Below are 16,184 nucleotides of genomic sequence, written 5' to 3'. Positions count from 1 at the left end.
GCAGCCTCCGACAGGCTGCAATGGCGGCCATTATTACCCAATGTGCCGGCGGTTGCAGCGCCGATGAAGGACCATGTGTCATGGCGAATGCCGGTGCGCGGTTTTGCTAAACTGCACCCCATGATGTCTTCCGTCCACGAGGCCGCGCTGGCGGCGCTGATGCTTGACGAGCCCGGTGCCAAGTGCGCTGTAACGACCGCCTTGCTGGCGGATTGGGAGGCCGGACGCATGCTGGCCCGGCCTGCCGCCGACGATGTCTGCCCGATAGCAGTGCCCGGCAGGCCGCCACGCCCGCAACTGGTCGCGCCGCAGCTGCTCCACACCCGCAAGGTGGGTTCCCGTGCAGGCCACGCCGCCTTGCTGCACGCGATCGCGCATATCGAGTTCAATGCCATCAATCTCGCGCTGGACTGCGTGCACCGCTTCCGGAGCATGCCGCCCGACTTCCATGCCGACTGGCTGCGCGTGGCGGCGGAGGAGGCTTATCACTTTGGCCTGGTATGTGACCGCCTGGCAGCGCTCGGTCATGCCTACGGGGACTTCCCTGCGCACGACGGGCTGTGGGACATGGCCTGCAAGACGGCCGGCGACGTGTTGACGCGGATGGCGCTGGTGCCGCGCGTGCTTGAGGCGCGCGGACTGGATGCCACGCCCCCCATCATGGCCAAGCTGACGGCGATAGGCGATCGTGAAAGCGTCGGGGTGTTGGAGATCATCCTGCGCGACGAGATCGGCCACGTTGCCATTGGCGATCGCTGGTTCCGTGCGCAGTGCGCGGAACGCGGGCTGGCGCCGGAAGCAACCTACCTCGCGCTGATCGACCAATTCGATGCGCCGCGGCCGCTGCCGCCGCTGCACCGGGAAGCGCGGCTGGCGGCAGGCTTTTCGGCCGAAGAGATGGAGGCGCTGGTGGGAGCGCGCAGGCGCTGAGGCAAGGCGCTGTGCAGGCCGTCGTGGTGCGCAACCAAGGTGCGGAAATGAAAAAGGGGTGGTCAGGCCACCCCTCGATACATGACGATCCGTCGTTTGCTCAGCGCAGGCCGGCTGCGTAGTCGGCCACCGCCTTGATTTCCGGATCGGTCATCTTGATGGCGATCATGCGCATCATGCGGTTCGGGTCGTTGGCACGCACGCCGTCGCGGAAGCCCTTCAGCTGAGCTTCGGTGTATTCGGCGAACTGGCCCGACAGGCGGGGGTACTGGGCGGGCAGGCCGGCGCCGGCGGGGCCGTGACAGGCGGCACATGCGGGAACGCCCTTGGCGGGGATGCCGGCGCGCCAGATCTTCTGGCCAAGGTCGATGGTGGCGAGGTTCTTGGCCGGCTCCGACTGCTGGGTCTGCGAGCCGAAGTGCTGGGCCAGCGCCTTCATGTCGGCTTCTTCCAGACTGGCGACCATGGCGCCCATCACGGCATTGTCGCGAGCCGGCTTGTTGCCGTTCCAGCCCTTGAAGTCGTGCAGCTGCTTGTAGAGGTAATCGGGATGTTGCCCTGCGAGTTTCGGATTTGCGGGAAGCTGGCTGTTGCCGTCGGCCATGTGACAGCCAGCACAAATCGTTTCGGCGGTCTGTTTCGCCTTGGCGAGGTCCGGAGTCTGAACCTGGGCCTGGAGGCTGCCTGCGACCAGCAGCAGCGAAAGCAGCAGGGAACGCTTGATCATGATTTCCTCGGAAAGCCGTGAATGAAAGTCTCAAAACGCGCTATTCTATAACACTAACCAGGATTTGCGCGACGCGATCAGGGTTTTTCCCCGCCCATATGGGCCTCTCCCGCCTTTCTTCATGCCGCTTTTCCGCAACGCACAATTCGAGATTTCCATCGCCAAGCCCTCCGGCTTGCCGCCGCCCAATGGGGCGGAAATCGCTTTTGCCGGGCGATCCAATGCCGGAAAATCGAGCGCGATCAATACACTGGCGGGCCACGTCCGGCTTGCCTATGTGTCCAAGACGCCCGGCCGCACGCAACTGCTCAACTTCTTCCGCCTGAACTGCGGTGCGCTGCTGGTCGATCTGCCCGGCTATGGCTACGCCGCCGTGCCGGAGAAGATCCGCCGTCAGTGGGCGGGGTTGATCGAGAGCTACCTGAAGCAGCGCGAAAGCCTGATCGGCCTGGTGCTGATCATGGACACGCGCCATCCGCTGACCGAGCTTGACCGTCAGATGATCGACTGGTTCGCGCCGTCCGGAAAGCCCATCCACGTGCTGCTGACCAAGTCCGACAAGCTCACCCGCGGTCCGGCAAATGCCACGCTGCTGGCCGTGCGCAAGGAACTGAGCAGCCGCTATGGCGATCAGGTGAGCGTACAGCTGTTCTCCAGCCTGAAGAAACAGGGTGTGGAGGAAGTCGAGCGGGTGGTCGCAGGCTGGCTTGGGGCAACCGGCGCTGACGCAGCCCAGACGCGGGAGTCGTCCGCGACTTGAAAATAAAAACCCCCGGCCAAAGGGGATAAAGCCGGGGGTGAAAATGCCTTGACAGGGGGTCAAGGCACCCGCTCAGGGAGGTGAAGCGGGAGACGGCTCAGCACCATCTGCCTACTAAGAGGGGCTGGTGTTTTTGGAAGTTCCCCGCGGGCTTCGTTACCGGATGTGTCGCACCGGTGGGTGCAATGCAGGGCGGGCGAGGACCGTCGTTCAACGTCTGATCGATTCTGGAAGGCTTATGCGACCCACTGGACCTTTTCCCAATGTCCGCATGCGCAGAATGCGCCGCGACGAGTTCTCGCGCCGGCTGATGCGCGAGAACGTGTTGACGACCAATGACCTGATCTACCCGGTGTTCGTACACGAACGGGAGGGGCGCGAACCGGTGGCTTCGATGCCGGGGGTCGAGCGCCTTTCCATCGAGGAACTATTGCGGGTGGCTGAGCAGGCGCTTGAGTTGGGCGTGCCGGCACTGGATCTCTTCGGGGTACCGGATGCCGATGCCAAGACCGCCGACGGGGCGATCGCGTGGCGCGAGGACGGCATCATCCAGCGTGCGATCCGCGCCCTGAAGGCGCGCTTTCCTGAGTTGGGCGTCATCACCGATGTCGCGCTCGATCCCTACACCACGCATGGACAGGACGGCCTGATCGACGACACCGGCTACATCCTCAACGACGAGACCGTCGAGGCGCTGGTCAAGCAATCGCTTTCGCATGCGGCCGCCGGTGCCGACATCGTTTCTCCGAGCGACATGATGGACGGCCGCATCGGCACCATCCGCACTGCGCTGGAGGAGGCGGGCTTCATCAACACCCGCATTCTCGCCTACAGCGCCAAGTATGCCAGCAGCTTCTACGGCCCTTTCCGCAGCGCGGTCGGTTCGGCCGCCAATCTCGGCAAGGGCAACAAGTACGCCTACCAGATGGATCCCGCCAATTCCGACGAAGCCATCCGCGAGGTCGAACTCGACATCGAGGAAGGCGCGGACATGTTCATGGTGAAGCCGGGCATGCCCTACCTCGACATCGTGAGGCGGGTGAAGCACGAGTTGCAGGTACCGACCTATGTCTATCAGGTCAGTGGCGAGTACGCGATGATCAAGGCGGCCGTGAACAACGGCTGGCTGGTCGAAGAGGCGTGCGCGTTGGAGGCGCTGCTGGCCTTCAAGCGTGCCGGTGCGGACGGCATCCTGACCTACTATGCGCTCGATGCAGCGCGCTGGCTGAAGTCTGCGCGTTGATCCGGTCGCTTTCCGCCGCACCTGGCGGTACACCGTGCCGCATACGGCCGATTGCGACCGACGACCTGCCGGGGGTGCTCGCGGTGCAGCGGTCCGCCTATGGTGACGCGTACCAGGAGTCGGCCGCGGTACTCGGTGCCAAGTTGTCGCTCGCAGCAGGCGCCAGCTGGCTGGCAGAGGCGGGCGATGGCGTGCTGGGCTACGTGTTCGCCCACGGCTGGGTGGCGACTCCGCCGCCGCTGCATGTCGCACTCGACGCAGTCCCGGCCGGTGAGCGGGTTGGTTTCCTTCATGACCTTGCCGTCCTGCCTCAAGGGCGTGGCGGCGGCGTGGCTGCTCGTCTGTTCGAGCGGGTTGTCGCCTGGGCGCAGGCGGAGGGGCTGACGCGCCTGACGCTGGTGGCGCTTGCCGACGCGCAGGCCTACTGGCGTCGCAAGGGGTTTGTGCCGCTGGCGCCTGCGGACGGTGCCGTCCTGCCGGCAGCTTACGGCAAGGGTGCGATCTTCATGGCGTTCGACCTCGCCGCGGTCGACTCGCCGCTCGCCGCCTGCGTGTCGAACGCTGATCTAGCGTAGCAAGGGGCCTGCCGCGCGGCGCAGGTCGAGGATGCTGGCGATCTTCACGTCCACGTATGCCGGCTTCTTCAGGCCGCGATTCACCCACACGGTGCGCATGCCCAGGCGGCGGGCGGTACGCAGATTCTCTGCAGTGTCCTCGACCATCACGCAGCGTCGGGGGTTGAGCCGATAGAGGTCGATCAGGGTGCGGTAGGCCGAAATCCCCGGCTTGGGTTGAAGGCGCAGCTGCTCAATGCCCGCGACAGCGTCGAAATGCCGGCGAATGCCCATCAGCTCCAGTACGGCTTCGGCGTACGCACGCGGGGCGTTGGAAAAAACGATTTTCCGCCCCGGCAACCGCCTGAGCAGACCGCTCAGCGCATGGTCGAACACCACCATCTCGTGCAGGCGTTCGAAGCGGTGGGTTTCGCGCAGGAAATGATGCGGATCGGTGTCGTGGTGCCGCATCAGCCCGAGCAGGGTCGCGCCATAGCGTTGCCAGTAGCGCGTGCGCAGCGCGTTGGCCTCGTCGGGCGTAAGCGCGAGATGCTGCGCCAGATAGTCCGTCATGCTGCGGTTGATATGCGGAAAGATGTGCGGACTGGCGTTGTGCAGCGTGTTGTCGAGATCGAACAGCCAGGTGCTTGGTGCAGTCATGAGCGTGCTCAGCCAGGCGTATGTTGCGGCCGGGGCTGGAAGCGGACGATGCTGCGGCCATCCTCGGTGGTCCTGGGCGCAGCTTTCCAGGCATGGCCCTGGATGACCTCGAAGCTTGCCGGCAGACGGCCGTCGCTGCGCAGTCGTTCATAGGAGGCGCGTGCCGCCGCCCATCCGTGCCGGCCGGAGAGACCACGTGGGCGGGCCGTGCTGGCGTTGTTGCTGCCACTGGCGCGAAGGTCGGCGAAGAGTTCGTCCAGCCCCGTGTAGGAGAGGGTGAGCATCTCCATGTCCATGACCGGATCGGAGAACCCGGCCTTCACCAGGGCGTCGCCGATGTCGTGCATGTCGATGAAGCGGTGCACCCGCTCACCGCTGCGGCCGGACAGAGCCGCGCGCAGCTCCTTGAGCGTATCCGGCCCCAAGGTGGAGAACATCAGCATGCCGCCCACTTCGAGGACGCGGTGGGCTTCGGTGAGGGCGGGCAGCGGGTCGTCGAGGCCGGGCAGCATCAGATTGGACCACAGCATCGACACGCTGCCGCGTGCGAGCGGCAAGGCGGTGGCATCGGCGGCGATCACCGGCAAGCGGCGGCCGCCGCCGATGAGCTTGCGCAGCAGTCCGACAGGCTTGCCGGTGCGTCCGCGGGCGCGCGCGACCATGGGTTCGGCGAAGTCGATGCCGATCAGTTCGGCGTCGGGGTAGCGTTCGGCCAGGCGCGGCAGGTCGGCGCCGGTGCCGCAGCCGAGGTCGACGATGCGCGTCGGCGCGTGGCGGATGTAATCGAGGCGTTCGTCCATCCGGCGTGCAATCTCGCGTGCGAGGACGTCGGCGCCGTCGCACGTTGCCGCCGCAGCGGCGCAGCGGCGGCGCAGCAGGCGGCGATCGAGATGGAAGTCGGAGGCGGATTCGCTGGTGGCTGCCACGTGCAGCGTCACACCGACCGCAGGCCGAGTCGGGCGAACAGCACGTCGTCGCGGTCGGATTCCGGGTTGTCGGTGGTGAGCAGACGTTCGCCGTAGAAGATGGAGTTTGCGCCGGCCATGAAGCACAGGGCCTGCATCTCGTCGCTCATCTGCTGACGGCCGGCCGACAGGCGCACGTAGCTGGCCGGCATGGTGATGCGGGCGGCTGCGATGGTGCGGATGAAGTCGAGCGGGTCCAGCTTGGTGCCGTCGGCCAGCGGCGTGCCCGGGATGGCGACCAGGTTGTTGATCGGCACCGACTCCGGCGCCGGCTGCATGTTGGCCAGCTGGGCGATCAGGCCGGCGCGGCTGGTCTGGCTTTCACCCATGCCGATGATGCCGCCACAGCAGACGTTGATGCCGGCATCGCGCACCTTGTCCAGCGTGTCGAGACGATCCTGCTGGGTGTGGGTGGTGATCACCTGGCCGTAGAACTCCGGCGCTGTGTCGATGTTGTGGTTGTAGTAGTCGAGTCCGGCATCAGCCAATTGCTCGGCCTGGCCGTCCTTGAGCATGCCCAGGGTGACACAAGTTTCGAGGCCGAGCTTCTTGACCTCGCGCACCATCTCCAGCACCGGCTCCATGTCCTTGTCCTTGGGGCCGCGCCAGGCTGCACCCATGCAGAAACGCGAGGACCCCTTGGCCTTGGCCGCGCGCGCGTGGTCGAGCACTTCCTCAAGCGGCAGCAGGCGTTCGCGTTCGAGACCGGTGTCGTAGCGGGCCGATTGCGAGCAGTAGCCGCAATCCTCGGAGCAGCCGCCGGTCTTGATCGACAGCAGGGTGGAACGCTGGACTTCGTTGGCGTCGAAATTGGCGCGGTGCACCTGCTGCGCTTGGAAAAGCAGGTCGAAGAAAGGCAGGTCGAACAGGCCTTGCACCTCGGCGACCGTCCATTTTTTGCGGGCTGCTTCCGGGCTGGTGCGGGCGGTTGCGGTGGCGGGGGTGGTCAAGGTCGTTGTCATGAAACGGATTCCGGGCTGTAATGCGGTAGTCCGACATGTTCATTCATCGCTGGAAAACTTGTCAAATACCCTTAAGACCCTGCGCCGGGCGCTGGATTTCGTGATCGATGTGCTGGTCCCGCAGGATTGCTTCCTGTGCGGCGCGCCGTCGGGCGGCAGCGCAATCTGCCCGGCATGCGAAGCGCAATTGCCGGTGCAGCCCGCAGCGGTGTGCCCGGTGTGTGCGCTACCGGCATCCGGCGGCGGTGTCTGCGGCCAGTGTCAGCGCCACCCTCCGGCCTTCGACGCTACCCGGGCAGTGTTCGAGTTTGCCTTTCCGGTCGATGCGATGGTGCAGGCATTGAAATACCGCCACCGCTTGGCGCTGGCGAACTATTTCTCGGCGGCGATGAGCCAGCGTGGCCTTCCGCGAGACGTGGATCTGGTCCTGCCCATGCCCTTGCACGTGGTTCGACTGGCCGAGCGCGGCTTCAACCAAGCGGTGGAAATCGCCCGCCCGCTTGCCCGCGAGCTGGGTGTCGGGCTCGATCTCGCCGGGGTGAAGCGCCTGCGTAACACGCCAGCGCAGGCTGGTTTGACGCGCGCCGAGCGTTTGCGCAATCTGCGCGGTGCTTTCGCCAGCGAGGCGCGTTTCGATGGCTTGCGGGTGCTGGTGGTGGATGATGTGATGACGACCGGGGCGAGCCTGAACGAGTTGGCGCGTGTGCTGAAGCGGCAGGGCGCCGTTCGCGTCGAGAACCTGCTGGTCGCCCGCACGCCGGCACCGGCCTGAGCTAAAGTGCGCGCTCGCCGCCATTCGGGCGGTAAACGCCGCTGCCTGCCATGTTCCACATTGTCCTGTTCGAACCCGAAATCCCGCCTAACACCGGCAACATCATCCGTCTGGCCGCCAATACCGGCTCGCATCTGCATCTCGTGGAGCCGCTCGGTTTCGTGCTGACCGACAAGGCGCTGGCGCGAGCCGGGCTGGATTACCACGACCTTGCCCGGGTCACGGTGCATCGCGACTGGCAGGCGTGCCAGGCGTTTCTGGGCGAGCGGCGTATCTTTGCGCTTACGACTCACGCCCGGCGCCGTCATGACGACGTTGCTTTCCGTCCGGGGGATGCGCTGCTGTTCGGTCCCGAGAGCCGGGGGCTGCCGCCTGCGCTGCGCGATACCATGCCGGAGGATCAGCGCCTGCGTATTCCGATGGTGGCGAGCAATCGCAGCATGAACCTGTCGAATGCGGTTGCCGTGGTGGTGTTCGAGGCCTGGCGGCAACACGGTTTCGCCGGGGCCGGTAGCGGCCCCCAGAACCTGCCTATAGAGGTCTGAGGGACGCGCCGATCATTCGTCCTTGGGGTCGCGCGCCAGCAGGCGTTCGACTACGTCGCGTGCCGCGAGATCGTCGTGGAGGAGCGCGTTGACCGCTTCGCAGATCGGCATTTCCACCTGGTGGCGGCCGGCCAGGCGCACGACCTCCCGCGCGGTGGAGACGCCTTCGGCGACGTGGCCGAGTTCACGCAGGATGTCGGCCAGGCGTTTGCCCGAGGCGAGCGCGAGGCCGACGCGGCGGTTGCGGGAGAGGTCGCCGGTGCAGGTGAGGATCAGGTCGCCCATGCCGGCCAGCCCCATCAGTGTTTCTGGCTGGCCGCCCATTGCCTGGGCAAGGCGGGCGATCTCGGCGAGGCCGCGGGTGATGAGCGCTGCACGCGCATTAAGGCCGAAACCCATGCCGTCCGACACGCCGGCAGCAATGGCCATCACGTTCTTGATTGCACCGCCGATCTCGCAGCCGACCAGATCGGTGTTGGCGTAAAGGCGCAGGCGCGGTTGATGAAGGGCATGCACCCAATGCCGGGCGAAGTCGGCGTCCGCGGCGGCAAGGGTGATCGCTGCAGGTAGGCCCCGTGCGACTTCGGCGGCAAAGCTCGGCCCTGTCAGTACGCCGCAGGGGGCGCTGCTGCCGAGCTCTTCCCCGACGATTTCGTGTGGCAGGCGGCCAGACTGGGCTTCCAACCCTTTGCAGGCCCAGATCAACGGGGTGCCGGGCTGAAGATGGCGCAGGCTGCGGACGGTGTCGCGCAGACCGGCCAGGGGCGTCACGACCAGATGGAGATCGGCGCCAGCCGCAGCCTGGTGGATGTCGGACGTGAGTTCGAGGGCGTCATGCAGGCGAATCCCGGGGAGATAGCGGGCGTTCTCGCCGGTGGCGCGGGTGGCCTCGATGTGGTCGGCGTCCCGACCCCACAGCACCACGCCGTGACTGTCGGCGAAAGCCTGGGCCAGTGCCGTGCCCCAGGCGCCGGCCCCGAGAACGGCGATGCGCAGGCGACTCAAAGCCCCCACACCTCGGTCACACGCGCGAAGCCCGAGGCGCCATCCGCGTGCCTGACCTTGACCCAGCCGTCGGCAGGCGTTCCGGTGCTTTCGAGGATCACGTCCTTGGCGGCTTCGAACACGACTGCGGCATCCGCAGCCGGCTGCTGACGTACGGCGGCACGCGCGGCGGTCACGATAAGGGTGCGCTTGTCGGCCAGGGACTTGCGTTCTATCCAGGTGAGCGCGCCGCCCGGGTCGCGCACCTTGACCCACTTGTCGAGCGAAACTACCACCTCAACGGGGGTGCCGGCACCGATGATGTAGAGCTTGTTGCCCTTGTCGGACGGCGTGTCGTAAAGGATGGCGGGCTCAGCGACCGAGCGGTACTCGATCGCCTGCGCCAGCCCGCACAGGCTGGCGAGGGCGAGGGACAGCCCGGCGCGAATGAGAGGGGCGCGCATCCGCTTACTGGACGGCGATCTCGCCCGTGCCCTGGGCGGTCGCCTGCTGCTGATAGAGCGCCTCGAAGTTCACCGGGGCGAGCACCACGGGCTGGAAACCGGCGCGGGTGATGGCGTCGGAGACCGCTTCGCGGGCGTAGGGGAAGAGAATGTTCGGGCAGCCGATCATCATCACCGGTTCGAGATCGCTCTGGGGTACGTTGCGGATCTGGAACACGCCTGCTTGCGCAACTTCGACGAGGAAGACGGAGCGGTCTTCGCCCAGCGTGGCGGACACGGTGACCGTCAGGGTGACTTCGAACAGGCCTTCGTCGATGCCGTTACCTTCGGTGCGGAGCTGGACGTTGATCTGCGGCGTCTCGCGTTCGAGGTAGATCTTCGGCGCATTGGGGACTTCAAGCGAGAGATCCTTGACGTAGATTTTCTCGATCGAGAATACGGGTTGGGCGTTTTCGGTCATTGGAGGGCCTGATTCAAGCGATTGGGTCGAAAGGGAAGGAACGGAAACCGAACCGGCCGGCTTGCGTACGGCATGCCGGCCAGCAGGTGGGTCTCAGACGGGGCTTGCGCCGAGCAAGGGGTCCAGGCCGCCGCTGCGGTCGAGTTCGTAGAGGTCGTCGCAGCCGCCGACATGGTAGTCGCCAATGAAGATTTGCGGAACCGTGCGGCGCCCGGTGAGGTTCATCATCTCGTCGCGACGGGCCGGGTCGAGGTCGATGCGGATCTTCTCGATTTCGGCGACGCCCTTGCGGCGCAGCAGTTGTTCGGCGCGCACGCAGTACGGGCAGACCGCGGTGGCGTACATGCGGATGGGTGAATTCGTGCTCATTTCTTCTTCCGGCTGACGGGTTGGCCGGCCTTCTCCCAGTCCATGAGGCCGCCGCGCAGATTGTGCAGCTTCTCGAAGCCGGCCTTCTTGAGTTGCGCGAGCGCCGCGGCGGAACGATTGCCGCTGGCGCAGCACAGGATGATGGGGCGGTTCTTGAATTTATCAAGCTCGCCGCTGCGCCGTGCCAGATCCGACAGGGGCAGGTGACGGGCGTTGGGGATGTGGCCGCGGACGAACTCGGTTTCGTCGCGCACATCGACGACGACGGCGTCTTCGCGGTTGATCAGCATGGTGGCTTCGACCGGGGAGATCAAGGTCTTGTCCCCCTTGCTGCGGACGAAGTCGAAGAGCAGCCAGGCGCCGCTTGCGACTGCGAGGGCGGCCCAGTGCCAGTTCAGTTTCAGGAATTCCACGAGGAAGAAGCTCCGGGTTGGGGTGGGTAGAAAGGAGGGGGGCAGCAGTCAGCCGCGGGTGGGCGGAACGCCGCAGAAGACTTCGCGCATCAGTACGATGAGCTGGAGGGTGCGCTGGTCGCCGACACGGTAGTAGACGCGGTTGGCGTCCTTGCGTGTCTGCAGCACGCCCTTGTCGCGCAGGATGGCAAGATGTTGCGAGATGTTGCTCTGCGAGGTGCCGACGGCTTCGACGATATCCTGCACGCAGACCTCGCCTTCGCCGAGGACGCAGAGAATCTTCAGGCGCAGCGGATGGGCGATCGCCTTGAGGGCGCGAGCGGCGGTTTCAATGTGCTCGTGCTTGTCGATCAGCTCGAAGATGTCGTCTTTGTTCACGGTGGGTCGGGAGAGGGAAAGTCGTTAGTATAAAATATCGGGCCAGACTCATGCGCGGGCGAGGTCCTGCGGCAAGGGTTGCAGCGGATGTGCGTTTCGTGCCTCCGCGATCGGCTGTTCGTTCAAACCATCAAGACGGATTCGATGCCTCATGTACAAGATCGTTCTGCTTCGCCACGGTGAGTCCACCTGGAACAATGAAAACCGTTTCACCGGCTGGACCGACGTCGACCTCACCGAGCAGGGCGTTGCCGAGGCCCGTGCGGCGGGTCAGTTGCTCAAGCGCGAAGGTTACGCCTTCGATCTGGCCTACACCTCGGTGCTCAAGCGTGCCAACAAGACCCTCAACATGGTGCTGGAGGAACTCGAGTCCCTGTGGCTGCCGGTGGAGCATTCCTGGCGTCTCAACGAGCGTCACTACGGCGCGCTGCAAGGCCTGAACAAAGCGGAGACCGCGGCCAAGTACGGCGACGACCAGGTACTGGTGTGGCGGCGTTCCTACGATACCCCGCCGCCGCCGCTGGAAGAGGGCGACGAGCGTCTCAATTGCGACGATCCGCGCTACGCGTCCTTGCCGCGCGCAAAATTCCCCCGGACCGAATGCCTGGCCGATACCGTGGCCCGCGTCGTGCCCTACTGGGAGACCGTGATCGTGCCGCAGATCCTGTCCGGTCGCCGCATCCTGATCGCCGCTCACGGTAACAGCCTGCGCGCGCTCATCAAGTATCTCGACGGGATCTCGGACGCGGACATCGTCGGTCTCAACATTCCGACCGCGCAGCCGTTGGTATACGAACTGGATGTGAACCTCAAGCCGGTAAAGAGCTACTACCTTGCCGACGAAGATACCATTCGCGCGGCGCAGGCTGCGGTCGCCGGCCAGGGCAAGGCGAAGGGCTGAACGGGAAGGAGTCCCGGGTATCCGCTCCATGATCTGCGTGCGCGGCGCGATGGCGCTGAGCCTAATGTTGCTTGCTGCGGCAGGTGGGCTGCCGGCCGCGGCGCACGCCAACGAGCCGATACCCGATATCGCAGAGAAGCGCTCCGACCTCGACGACCTCAAGCGCCGGATCCGCGATCTGCAGAAGGAAATGAACGAGACGGAGGCCTCGCGTTCGGCGTCCGCCAGCGCGCTGGCCGAGGCCGAACGCGAGGTCTCGAGGGTGCAGCGCAGCCTGCGTCAGCTTGCCGGCAGCAAGCTCGATGCCGAACGCAAGCTTGCCCTGCTCGAAGCGGAACAGCGCGAGGTCGAAGGGCGGATTGCCTCCCGCCAGGGAGAACTCGCCGAGTGGTTGCGTCGGCACTACATGTACGGTAGTGCGGACGGTGTCGCGCCGCTGCTGTCTACGCGCGACCCCAACCAGTTCGCCCGCGATGCGCATTACCTGGAGCATCTGGGCAAGGCCCGGCTGGGACTGATCGAAACGCTGCGGCTCGACCTGCGCGAGAAGACCCAGCGTGCCGAGGAAATCGGCATGCGGCGTGCGAGGTTGCTCGAGCTCGAACGCGGCGAGCAGGCGCGGCACGCGGAACTTGCCTCGGTCGAGGAAGTGCGTCGTCAGGCCTTGGTCGCGGTCTCGGACCAGTTGAAGAATCAGCAGCGCGAAGTGAGCGCGCTGAGGCAGGACGAGCAGCGGCTTGCGCGCCTGATCGACACTCTGGTGCAGCGCGCGCGCGAGCAGGCGGCGCGGCAGGCTGCGGCGCGTCTCGCCGCCGAACGCCAGGCTGCAGCCCGGGCGGAAGCACAGGCGCGTGCGGCCGCCGCGGCGAACGGCGGAACACGAAGTCGCCGTTCCGAACCGGTGGTCGGCGAGGTCAGGCAGAGCGCTGGTCCTACGCCGACAGGGGTGCGATTCGCGCAATTGCGCGGCCAGCTGCGCTTCCCTGTTCGGGGCGAACTCATCGGCCGGTTCGGCGCTCCAAGGGCGGAAGGCGGAACAACCTGGAAAGGTGTGTTCATCCGCGCGGCCAGCGGCGCGGAAGTACGTGCAGTGGCGGCCGGCGAGGTGGTTTTTTCCGATTGGCTTCGCGGTTATGGCAATCTGCTTATACTCGATCACGGCGGTGATTACCTCTCCGTGTATGGCAATAACGATGCGCTGCTGAAGGAAGTCGGGGATGCCGTTTCCGGCGGCGACGCGCTCGCCAGCGTCGGATCGAGCGGTGGCGGGCCGGAAGCAGGGCTTTACTTCGAAATCCGCCACCAGGGGCGCCCGGTCGATCCACTGCAGTGGGTGCGTCTCAACTAGTGCTGGACAGCGTGGACAGTGAGCGGCGTGACATGCCGCGAGGCTAATTTCTCCGATGGAGTTTTCATGGGCAGCAAGCTGAAACAGTTCGGCCTCGTCATGACCGGTGTGGTGGCCGGCGTGATGATCAGTCTCAATTTCTCGGCCAATGCCGACAAGGCGGCGCTGGCGCCGCTGCCGGTCGAGGAATTGCGGGCCTTTGCCGACGTGTTCAATGCCATCAAGCAGGGCTATGTCGAGCCGGTGGAAGACAAGAAGCTCGTCACGCATGCGATCAGCGGCATGCTGAGCGGCCTTGATCCGCATTCGGCCTATCTAGATGCCGAGGCGTTCAAGGATCTGCAGGTCGGCACCCAGGGCGAATTCGGCGGGCTCGGGATCGAGGTCGGCATGGAGGACGGCTTCGTCAAGGTGGTGTCACCGATCGAGGATACGCCGGCTTTCCGCGCCGGCGTCAAGGCAGGCGACCTCATCGTCAAGCTCGACGATACGCCGGTGAAGGGCATGAATCTCAACGATGCGGTCAAGCGCATGCGTGGCAAGCCCAAGACCGACATCACGCTGACCATCATGCGCAAGGGCGAGGTGCGTCCCATCGTGCTGACCTTGACCCGAGAAGTGATCAAGGTGCAGAGCGTCAAGTCCAAGATGGTGGAGCCGGGCTATGCTTACGTGCGTGTCGTGCAGTTCCAGGAGAATACCGCCGCATCCCTGGTACAGCATCTGGACAAGCTGGCCAAGGAAGGTCAGATGAAGGGGCTGGTGCTGGACCTGCGCAATGACCCCGGTGGTCTGCTCAATGGTGCGGTCGGGGTGGCGGCAGCTTTCCTTCCGGCCGATACGCTGGTGGTATCGACGGACGGGCGTACCGACGATGCCAAGCGCCAGTACCATGCGACTCCCGAAGATTACCTGCGCGGTTCGCGCGACGATTACCTGCGTGGCTTGCCCAAGGGGATCAAGGACGTGCCGATGGTGGTTCTCGTGAACGGCGGTTCGGCGTCGGCGTCCGAGATCGTCGCCGGCGCACTGCAGGATCATAAGCGCGCGGTGGTCATGGGTACGCAGACCTTCGGCAAGGGCTCGGTACAGACCATCCTCCCGCTCAACAGCAATACCGCGATCAAGCTCACCACCGCGCGCTATTACACGCCTGGCGGACGTTCCATCCAGGCCAAGGGCATCGAGCCTGACATCGTGGTGGAAGAGGGTGCGAATGGTTCTGCGCGGCGTGTGCGCGAGGCAGACCTGCAGGGCCACCTTGGCAACGATCGTGATCCTGATGCCGAACGCAGACTGCAGAGTACCAAGCCCGGCGAGCAGAAGCCGGCAGAGGACGAGGAGGCCGCGCAGCCGAGGTTCGAAGTCGCCGGCAAGGACGACAATCAGCTGATGCAAGCCGTCAATCTCCTCAAGGGCCTGCAGATCGTCCAGAATAAGAAATGATCAATCCGGGGAGGGGGCACCATGCGCCGGGAGACTGCGTACAGGCTTGCGGGTCGGCAGCACCACCATCCGGTGGCCGGTGCCGGCATCCTCAAGACGCGGGAGATCCGCTTCAAGGCGCTGCCGCCCGGCCAGGTCGAGCATGCCTGGCGAGCCCTCGGCGACATCGAGGGTGTGCGCGTGGAGCGGACCTCGGCCGTATTGATCCTGAAGGTGCATTACTCGGTGCTGGAGCACAGCCTCGAAAGGCTGGAAACCGCGCTGCGTGATGCCGGTTTCGCGCTGGACAACGGGCTCTACGCAAAGCTGCTGCGTGCGCTGGTCTATTTCTGCGAAGAAACCCAACGCCATAACCTGTTGTCGCCGGAACGCCTGCTCAAGCAGTCGAACGAGGTGTACATCCAGGCTTGGTCTCACCACCCCCATGGCGACCACGACGATACGCCGCCGGACCTGCGGGAGTACCGCTGACCGTCGGCGGGTGCCGCACAGGGCTTGCTGGAATGTCGGGCCGCATACCGCGGCTTTTTTTGTTGGCGAGAACTTGATGAACGACGATCAACTGCTGCGTTACAGCCGTCACATCCTGCTGCCGGAAATCGGTGTAGAAGGCCAGGAAGCCATCCTGGCTGCGCGAGTGTTGGTGGTCGGCGCTGGTGGCCTGGGGTCGCCAGCGGCGATGTATCTGGCTGCCGCAGGGGTCGGCACGCTGGTGCTCGCCGACGGCGATACGGTGGACTTGACCAATCTGCAACGCCAGATCCTTCATAGTCAAGACGCGGTCGGACGACCCAAGGTGGAGTCGGGCCGCGACACGCTTGCCCGATTGAATCCGTTGGCTCGGGTGGAAGCACTGGTCGAGCGACTGGAGGGCGCTGCGCTGGACGAGCAGATCGCAGCGGCCGACGTCGTGCTCGACTGCTCGGACAACTTCGCGACCCGCCATGCCATCAACCGTGCCTGCGTCCGCCACCGCAAACCGCTGGTGTCCGGAGCGGCAATCCGCTTCGACGGTCAGGTGTCGGTGTTCGATTTGCGCAAGCCGGACAGCCCCTGCTACCACTGCCTGTTTCCCGAAGGCGACGAGGTCGAGGAGGTGCGCTGCGCGGTGATGGGCGTATTTGCCCCGCTCACCGGCATCATAGGCACGACCCAGGCAGCGGAGGCGCTGAAGCTGATCGTCGGCTGCGGCACCACGCTGGATGGCCGTCTGCTGTTGCTCGACGGATTGGCGATGGAGTGGCGCAGCGTGTCCTTGGGCCGCGATCCTGGTTGCGCGGTGTGCGCGCAAGCCTGAGCAGGG

21 protein-coding genes are annotated in these 16,184 nt (G+C 65.3%); 11 read left to right on the top strand and 10 right to left on the bottom strand.

Translation table 11 applies throughout. The features are described 5' to 3' along the window. Positions 1 to 87 precede the first annotated feature (87 nt). On the top strand, positions 88 to 930 hold the full coding sequence (locus CJ010_RS17775; protein WP_240794398.1) for a ferritin-like domain-containing protein: 843 nt from the start codon (positions 88 to 90) through the stop codon (positions 928 to 930). A gap of 100 nt (positions 931 to 1,030) precedes the next feature. On the opposite strand, the gene CJ010_RS17770 is transcribed toward CJ010_RS17775, so the two are convergent. Beyond that, a complete protein-coding gene (locus tag CJ010_RS17770; RefSeq protein WP_141019287.1) occupies positions 1,031 to 1,657 on the bottom strand; it encodes a cytochrome c in 627 nt (208 codons plus the stop codon). A gap of 121 nt (positions 1,658 to 1,778) precedes the next feature. Here CJ010_RS17770 and yihA point away from each other — a divergent pair, with 121 nt between their 5' ends. From yihA to CJ010_RS17755, 3 genes are all read left to right on the top strand, one after another. Beyond that, positions 1,779 to 2,417 carry a ribosome biogenesis GTP-binding protein YihA/YsxC gene (gene yihA, locus CJ010_RS17765; RefSeq protein WP_141020755.1) on the top strand — a complete coding sequence of 213 codons (639 nt, stop codon included), beginning with the start codon at positions 1,779 to 1,781 and terminating at the stop codon, positions 2,415 to 2,417. A 238-nt stretch (positions 2,418 to 2,655) separates the two neighbouring features. Further along, a complete protein-coding gene (gene hemB, locus CJ010_RS17760; RefSeq protein WP_141019286.1) occupies positions 2,656 to 3,660 on the top strand; it encodes a porphobilinogen synthase in 1,005 nt (334 codons plus the stop codon). Between the two features lie 83 nt (positions 3,661 to 3,743). Further along, positions 3,744 to 4,235 (top strand): GNAT family N-acetyltransferase, encoded by a 492-nt coding sequence (locus tag CJ010_RS17755; protein ID WP_240794397.1) that lies wholly within the window; start codon positions 3,744 to 3,746, stop codon positions 4,233 to 4,235. On the opposite strand, the gene CJ010_RS17750 is transcribed toward CJ010_RS17755, so the two are convergent. Genes CJ010_RS17750 through bioB form a run of 3 tightly spaced genes read right to left on the bottom strand, consistent with a single transcriptional unit; the run spans position 4,227 to position 6,801 of the window. Then, positions 4,227 to 4,874 (bottom strand): pyrimidine 5'-nucleotidase, encoded by a 648-nt coding sequence (locus CJ010_RS17750; protein WP_141019285.1) that lies wholly within the window; start codon positions 4,872 to 4,874, stop codon positions 4,227 to 4,229. The genes CJ010_RS17755 and CJ010_RS17750 overlap by 9 nt on opposite strands. Before the next feature lie 8 nt (positions 4,875 to 4,882). Further along, entirely contained in the window at positions 4,883 to 5,800 is a 918-nt protein-coding gene (locus CJ010_RS17745; protein ID WP_371415670.1) for a methyltransferase domain-containing protein, read from the bottom strand. Between the two features lie 8 nt (positions 5,801 to 5,808). Next, on the bottom strand, positions 5,809 to 6,801 hold the full coding sequence (gene bioB / locus CJ010_RS17740; RefSeq protein WP_141019284.1) for a biotin synthase BioB: 993 nt from the start codon (positions 6,799 to 6,801) through the stop codon (positions 5,809 to 5,811). Here bioB and CJ010_RS17735 point away from each other — a divergent pair. Continuing rightward, the gene (locus CJ010_RS17735; RefSeq protein ID WP_141019283.1) at positions 6,800 to 7,573 is read left to right on the top strand and encodes a ComF family protein; all 774 of its coding nucleotides are present in this window, start codon (positions 6,800 to 6,802) and stop codon (positions 7,571 to 7,573) included. The genes bioB and CJ010_RS17735 overlap by 2 nt on opposite strands. Positions 7,574 to 7,623: 50 nt before the next feature. Next, complete coding sequence (locus tag CJ010_RS17730) at positions 7,624 to 8,118, top strand: tRNA (cytidine(34)-2'-O)-methyltransferase (RefSeq protein ID WP_141019282.1); 495 nt, start codon at positions 7,624 to 7,626, stop codon at positions 8,116 to 8,118. A 12-nt stretch (positions 8,119 to 8,130) separates the two neighbouring features. Here CJ010_RS17730 and CJ010_RS17725 read toward each other — a convergent pair whose 3' ends face one another. The 6 genes from CJ010_RS17725 to CJ010_RS17700 form a co-directional block, all read right to left on the bottom strand. Further along, positions 8,131 to 9,123 (bottom strand): NAD(P)H-dependent glycerol-3-phosphate dehydrogenase, encoded by a 993-nt coding sequence (locus CJ010_RS17725; protein ID WP_141019281.1) that lies wholly within the window; start codon positions 9,121 to 9,123, stop codon positions 8,131 to 8,133. Beyond that, positions 9,120 to 9,566 (bottom strand): SH3 domain-containing protein, encoded by a 447-nt coding sequence (locus tag CJ010_RS17720; protein ID WP_141019280.1) that lies wholly within the window; start codon positions 9,564 to 9,566, stop codon positions 9,120 to 9,122. The genes CJ010_RS17725 and CJ010_RS17720 overlap by 4 nt, the downstream gene beginning before the upstream one ends. Before the next feature lie 4 nt (positions 9,567 to 9,570). Beyond that, complete coding sequence (secB, locus tag CJ010_RS17715; RefSeq protein ID WP_141019279.1) at positions 9,571 to 10,026, bottom strand: protein-export chaperone SecB; 456 nt, start codon at positions 10,024 to 10,026, stop codon at positions 9,571 to 9,573. Between the two features lie 93 nt (positions 10,027 to 10,119). After that, entirely contained in the window at positions 10,120 to 10,395 is a 276-nt protein-coding gene (grxC, locus tag CJ010_RS17710; protein ID WP_205754810.1) for a glutaredoxin 3, read from the bottom strand. Then, positions 10,392 to 10,808, bottom strand: a complete 417-nt coding sequence (locus CJ010_RS17705; protein ID WP_141019278.1) for a rhodanese-like domain-containing protein — start codon at positions 10,806 to 10,808, stop codon at positions 10,392 to 10,394. The genes grxC and CJ010_RS17705 overlap by 4 nt, the downstream gene beginning before the upstream one ends. 48 nt (positions 10,809 to 10,856) lie before the next feature. Then, positions 10,857 to 11,186 carry a helix-turn-helix transcriptional regulator gene (locus CJ010_RS17700; RefSeq protein ID WP_141019277.1) on the bottom strand — a complete coding sequence of 110 codons (330 nt, stop codon included), beginning with the start codon at positions 11,184 to 11,186 and terminating at the stop codon, positions 10,857 to 10,859. 151 nt (positions 11,187 to 11,337) lie between these two features. On the opposite strand from CJ010_RS17700, the gene gpmA reads away from it, so the two are divergent. The 5 genes from gpmA to CJ010_RS17675 all read left to right on the top strand — a co-directional run bounded on the left by gpmA (position 11,338) and on the right by CJ010_RS17675 (position 16,178). Further along, a complete protein-coding gene (gene gpmA / locus CJ010_RS17695) occupies positions 11,338 to 12,087 on the top strand; it encodes a 2,3-diphosphoglycerate-dependent phosphoglycerate mutase (protein WP_141019276.1) in 750 nt (249 codons plus the stop codon). A gap of 28 nt (positions 12,088 to 12,115) precedes the next feature. Then, the gene (locus CJ010_RS17690; protein ID WP_141019275.1) at positions 12,116 to 13,435 is read left to right on the top strand and encodes a murein hydrolase activator EnvC; all 1,320 of its coding nucleotides are present in this window, start codon (positions 12,116 to 12,118) and stop codon (positions 13,433 to 13,435) included. A gap of 66 nt (positions 13,436 to 13,501) precedes the next feature. After that, positions 13,502 to 14,881: a S41 family peptidase gene (locus tag CJ010_RS17685; protein WP_141019274.1), complete on the top strand. Its 1,380-nt coding sequence runs from the start codon at positions 13,502 to 13,504 to the stop codon at positions 14,879 to 14,881. Between the two features lie 21 nt (positions 14,882 to 14,902). After that, positions 14,903 to 15,352 (top strand): hypothetical protein, encoded by a 450-nt coding sequence (locus CJ010_RS17680; protein WP_141019273.1) that lies wholly within the window; start codon positions 14,903 to 14,905, stop codon positions 15,350 to 15,352. Between the two features lie 76 nt (positions 15,353 to 15,428). After that, entirely contained in the window at positions 15,429 to 16,178 is a 750-nt protein-coding gene (locus CJ010_RS17675) for a molybdopterin-synthase adenylyltransferase MoeB (RefSeq protein ID WP_141019272.1), read from the top strand. The last annotated feature ends 6 nt before the right edge of the window (positions 16,179 to 16,184 follow it).

The sequence above is a fragment of the Azoarcus sp. DD4 genome, assembly GCF_006496635.1.
Lineage (GTDB): Bacteria > Pseudomonadota > Gammaproteobacteria > Burkholderiales > Rhodocyclaceae > Azoarcus.
The sequence above is the reverse complement of the archived record's forward strand: the minus strand, read 5'-3'. Positions and strand labels throughout refer to the sequence as shown.

Bases quoted from the DNA above. Each gene is read 5' to 3' on its own strand.
- CJ010_RS17775 (WP_240794398.1), top strand. From the start codon at position 88: ATGCCGGTGCGCGGTTTTGCTAAACTGCACCCCATGATGTCTTCCGTC.
- CJ010_RS17770 (WP_141019287.1), bottom strand. From the start codon at position 1,657: ATGATCAAGCGTTCCCTGCTGCTTTCGCTGCTGCTGGTCGCAGGCAGC.
- yihA (WP_141020755.1), top strand. From the start codon at position 1,779: ATGCCGCTTTTCCGCAACGCACAATTCGAGATTTCCATCGCCAAGCCC.
- hemB (WP_141019286.1), top strand. From the start codon at position 2,656: ATGCGACCCACTGGACCTTTTCCCAATGTCCGCATGCGCAGAATGCGC.
- CJ010_RS17750 (WP_141019285.1), bottom strand. From the start codon at position 4,874: ATGACTGCACCAAGCACCTGGCTGTTCGATCTCGACAACACGCTGCAC.
- CJ010_RS17735 (WP_141019283.1), top strand. From the start codon at position 6,800: ATGAAACGGATTCCGGGCTGTAATGCGGTAGTCCGACATGTTCATTCA.
- bioB (WP_141019284.1), bottom strand. From the start codon at position 6,801: ATGACAACGACCTTGACCACCCCCGCCACCGCAACCGCCCGCACCAGC.
- CJ010_RS17730 (WP_141019282.1), top strand. From the start codon at position 7,624: ATGTTCCACATTGTCCTGTTCGAACCCGAAATCCCGCCTAACACCGGC.
- CJ010_RS17720 (WP_141019280.1), bottom strand. From the start codon at position 9,566: ATGCGCGCCCCTCTCATTCGCGCCGGGCTGTCCCTCGCCCTCGCCAGC.
- secB (WP_141019279.1), bottom strand. From the start codon at position 10,026: ATGACCGAAAACGCCCAACCCGTATTCTCGATCGAGAAAATCTACGTC.
- grxC (WP_205754810.1), bottom strand. From the start codon at position 10,395: ATGAGCACGAATTCACCCATCCGCATGTACGCCACCGCGGTCTGCCCG.
- gpmA (WP_141019276.1), top strand. From the start codon at position 11,338: ATGTACAAGATCGTTCTGCTTCGCCACGGTGAGTCCACCTGGAACAAT.
- CJ010_RS17690 (WP_141019275.1), top strand. From the start codon at position 12,116: ATGATCTGCGTGCGCGGCGCGATGGCGCTGAGCCTAATGTTGCTTGCT.
- CJ010_RS17685 (WP_141019274.1), top strand. From the start codon at position 13,502: ATGGGCAGCAAGCTGAAACAGTTCGGCCTCGTCATGACCGGTGTGGTG.
- CJ010_RS17680 (WP_141019273.1), top strand. From the start codon at position 14,903: ATGCGCCGGGAGACTGCGTACAGGCTTGCGGGTCGGCAGCACCACCAT.
- CJ010_RS17675 (WP_141019272.1), top strand. From the start codon at position 15,429: ATGAACGACGATCAACTGCTGCGTTACAGCCGTCACATCCTGCTGCCG.